The 4,086-nt window shown below is 71.4% G+C and carries 3 protein-coding genes; 1 reads left to right on the top strand and 2 read right to left on the bottom strand.

All coding sequences use genetic code 11. The features are described 5' to 3' along the window. Nucleotides 1-153: 153 nt before the first annotated feature. Nucleotides 154-714: a MarR family winged helix-turn-helix transcriptional regulator gene (locus AAHZ94_RS29635; protein ID WP_349996772.1), complete on the bottom strand. Its 561-nt coding sequence runs from the start codon at nt 712-714 to the stop codon at nt 154-156. A 178-nt stretch (nt 715-892) separates the two neighbouring features. On the opposite strand from AAHZ94_RS29635, the gene AAHZ94_RS29630 reads away from it, so the two are divergent. Next, on the top strand, nt 893-2,221 hold the full coding sequence (locus AAHZ94_RS29630) for an MFS transporter (RefSeq protein WP_349996775.1): 1,329 nt from the start codon (nt 893-895) through the stop codon (nt 2,219-2,221). A gap of 39 nt (nt 2,222-2,260) precedes the next feature. Here the strand turns inward: AAHZ94_RS29630 and AAHZ94_RS29625 are convergent, their stop codons facing one another. After that, nucleotides 2,261-3,895, bottom strand: coding sequence for an ATP-binding SpoIIE family protein phosphatase (locus tag AAHZ94_RS29625; protein WP_349996774.1), 1,635 nt, complete (start codon nt 3,893-3,895; stop codon nt 2,261-2,263). Nucleotides 3,896-4,086: the final 191 nt, after the last annotated feature.

Here is a 4,086-nt window from a genome sequence, read left to right as displayed (position 1 = left end):
AACCGAATTCCGGCATGCCGAAATCCATCCCGATAAGGGGCCGTGCAGTAGTGGTGTGCCGCCGGTGCGGCGCGAGGAGTTGCCACAGAACCGTTACGGCGCCGTGGCAACTCGGAGAACACTACGGATGGGTCCAGGACGTGTCAACTTGCGTCAGTCGAGGTCGCTGAGTCGCCCACCGGCGTCCGGCTGTGCCTCTTCCACCCTGCGCAACAGCCGGGTCAGCAGCTCGCCGAGGAGGTGGCGCTCGACCGTCGTGAGGTCCTGCAAGAGGTCCTCCTCGAAGACGGTCGCCATGCGCATGGCCTCCAGCCACTGCTCGCGACCGCGGTCGGTGAGCTCGACGATCACGCGCACCCGGTTGCTCTCGTCGCGCTCCCGCGTCACCAGCCCCTCGGCCGCCATGCGGTCGATGCGGTGCGTCATGGCCGCCGGGGTGAGTCCGAGCCGCTTGGCCAGGTCGCCCGGGCCCAGGCGGTACGGGGCCCCGGAGAGCACGAGGGCCTTCAGCACCTCCCACTCGGTGTTGCTGATGCCGAGGGTGGCGGTCTGGCGGCCGTACGCGACGTTCATCCGGCGGTTCAGGCGCTGGAGGGCGGAGACGACCTGCTCGACCTGGGGGTCGAGGTCGCGGAACTCGCGCTGGTAGGCCGCGATCTGTTCCTCAAGGGTCGGCTCGCTCGCGCTGCCGCTCGGCGTGGGTGTCTCGGGCATGCGGCGCAGTATGGCACGCATCTCATTGGCATCGAAGTCCTTCCATGTGTACTCTTAAGCGTCGAACTTTAGATCTGAAGTCTTCAAGCTTCAGATCTCCCTTCGCCTTCCTGGCGAGCCCTGATGACCTCGTCGACTTCGACCTCTACTACCTAGGCAGGTGAGTGTGACCACCGCGATGGGCGCCGCGCTGCGCCGTATCCAGTTGGGCAACGCGTTGAGCGCGTTCGGCAACGGCTTCACGGTTCCGTTCCTGTTCGTCTACGTGGCGCAGGTGCGCAATCTGGGGGCGAGCACCGCGGGCGTGGTGCTCGCGACGTTCGCCGTTGCCGCGCTCGTCGTGCTCCCCTTCACCGGTCGCGTCATCGACCGGCGGGGGCCGTTGCCTGTTGCCCTCGCGGGGTCGGTCGCTGCTGCCATGGGCTCCATAGGGCTCGGGCTCGCATCCCGCGAGCCGGCGGTCATCGCGGCGGCGGGGCTGCTCGGTGCCGGTATAGCGGTGATCCAGCCCGCTCTCGCCACGATGATCGTCTGGTGCTCGACGCCGACGACGCGTTCGCGCGCCTTCGCCACCCAGTTCTTCCTCAACAACCTCGGCCTCGGCCTCGGTGGTCTGCTCGGCGGGCTGCTGGTGGACACCTCGCACCCGGCGAGCTTCGTGCGCCTGTTCGCGATCGAGTCCGTGATGTTCCTGGTGCTGGGAGCGGCGGTGGCCACGGTGCGGCTGCCGCACGTGCCGAAGGTGGAGGACTCCATACCTACGGGTGATGGCGCCAAGGGTGGCTGGCGCGTGCTGCTGGCCGACCGGGCCATGGTCCAACTGTGTGTCCTGGGCTTCGTGATGTTCTTCGCCTGCTACGGACAGTTCGAGTCGGGGCTCTCCGCCTTCGCGGTGGAGGTCACTCGGATCTCGCCCGCGACGCTGGGTGTGGCGCTGGCCGCCAACACGGCGGTCATCGTGGTGGCGCAGTTCGTGGTGCTGAAGCTGGTGGAGCAGCGGCGGCGTAGTCGGGTGATCGCGCTGGTCGGGCTCATTTGGACCGTTGCCTGGGTGGCGGCCGGGGCCTCCGGTCTGATCCACGGCAGCCAGGCCATGGCGACGGCCGCGATCATCTCGACGTACGCGCTGTTCGGGCTTGGTGAGGCGATGTTGTCGCCGACCGTTGCGCCGCTGGTGGCCGATCTGGCGCCGGGGGCCAGGGTTGGGCAGTACAACTCGGCGTTTGCCCTGGTCAAGCAGCTCGCCTTGGCGGTGGGGCCTGCGGTGGGCGGTCTGATGGCCGGTGCCGGGCTGTATACGGCGTACATCGTGATGCTCATCGGCTGTTCGCTCGGCATCTCGGTGCTGGCGCTGCGGATGGGGCGGCGGCTCACGCCGGCTCAGGACAGCCCTTACCGGGCCGCTCTGGCCCGGGCGACCGCGCCGGTGCCGGCTCCTCGTACGGGTGGTGCACAGCACGGGGCGATAGCCGAGCCCGGGCAGGAGGCCGTGACCACGGCCGCGTAAGACGGTGTGTGGTCACGGCCCCTGCTGGGGCGGGGTGGGCTAGCTGCGGGGTAGGGCGAATTCGCACCAGACGGCCTTGCCGCCGTCGGGGGTGCGGCGGGAGCCCCAGGACGAGGCGATGGTGGCCACGATCGAAATGCCACGACCCGCTTCGTCCGCGGGCTCCGCGCGGCGGCGTCGGGGCAGGTGGTCGTCGCCGTCCGTCACCTCGATGATCAGTCGACGGTCGGTGCGCCGGAGGCGCAGGCGCATGGGGGGTGTGCCGTGTTGGAGCGAGTTGGCGACGAGTTCGCTGGCGGCGAGGACACCGAGGTCACGGAGTTGTGCCGGGAAGCGCCAGCTTGCGAGGACGCCGGAGGCGAAGGCGCGGGCGCGGGGTGCGGCCTCGATGCCGCCGAGCAGTTCGAGTGCGGCGTTGTGGAAGAGCTCCGCCTCGTGGCCGGTGCGGGCCGGGTGCTGGAGCACGAGTACGGCGACGTCGTCGTCATGGTCCGCGGTGATGCCGAGCGACCTGATCAGCCGGTCGCACATCACCTGGGGCGAGCCGGCGGCGCCCTGGAAGGCCCGTTCCAGATCGGCCACGCCTTCGTCGATGTCCCGGTCACGCCGTTCCACCAGGCCGTCGGTGTACAGCACGGCGCTGGAGCCGGGGCCGAGCGGTACCGAGCCCGAGGCGTGCAGCCAGCCGCCGGTGCCGAGCGGTGGGCCGGTGGGTTCGGCGGCGCGGCGCACCGTGCCGTCGGGGTCGCGGACCAGGATGGGCAGGTGCCCGGCGGAGGCGTAGATGAGGCGGCCTTCGTTGGGGTCGTGAACGGCGTAGGCGCAGGTGGCGATCTGACTGGCGTCGATCTCGGCGGCCAGGCCGTCGAGCAGTTGCAGCACCTCGTGCGGTGGCAGGTCGAGGCGGGCGTAGGCGCGTACGGCGGTGCGGAGCTGGCCCATGACGGCCGCCGCGCGCAGGCCCCGGCCCATGACGTCGCCGATGACCAGGGCCGTGCGGCCGGCGCCGAGGGTGATGACGTCGTACCAGTCGCCGCCGACCGCGGCGTCGGTGCCGCCGGGTTGGTAGGTGGCGGCCACGCGTAGGTCGTCGGGTTGTTCGAGTTCCTGCGGGAGCAGGCTGCGCTGGAGGGTGACGGCGGCCTCGCGCTGGCGGCGTTCGCTGACCCGCAGTCGTTCAACGGCCTCGACCTGGTCGGTGACGTCGGCGGCGTAGACGAGGACGCCCCGGTAGAGCGTGGCGGGTGCGGGGGCCGGCGGGGCCGAGGCCGGGGCCAGGGTGGCGGTTTCGGGGGTGGCCGCGGCTGCGGTGGGGTGGTGGCGGGCGGCGGCCGGTGCGGGGGTGTCGGTCTGGTGGCCGTCGTGGTTCGCCGGGCGGTGATCGTCGTCAGCGGGGTCGCTGATCACAGTGGTGGGGAGTGCGGCAGTGGGGACGGCGGTGGTGATCGTCCCTGGTGGGTAGGGGCGCGGGCCGTCCGGGGCTGCGGTGTCCTGGGGTGGTGGTGCGTCCGCGCCGGGCCGAGAGGTGTGGGTGGTGGCGGGCGTCGGCGTTGCGTCCTGGGGGGTGCCTGGGGTGGGCGTGGTGGCGGCCGGTTCGTGGGTGGCATCGGGCGCGGCCGTGGTGCGGGGCGCCTCGGGTTCGGCTTCTGTCGGGGTGGGGCCCGTGGGGATCAGGGTGGTGAGAGCTGCCGGTGCCGGTGCGGGGCTCGTACCGGATGGGCTCGTGGTTCCGGGGAGTGTGGAGCCGGTGAGCGCGGAAGCCGTGGGTGCGGATTCGGCCGGTTGGGTGACGGTGGGCGCGCCCCCGGCTTCGGCCGGGGCCGTCGGGGTCGGGTCGGCTCGTCCCGGTTCGGTGGAGGTGGGGG

Source organism: Streptomyces sp. HSW2009 (genome assembly GCF_040240285.1).
Lineage (GTDB): Bacteria > Actinomycetota > Actinomycetes > Streptomycetales > Streptomycetaceae > Streptomyces.
Note: the sequence above shows the minus strand (reverse complement) of the source record. Positions and strands in the feature narration are given on the sequence as shown.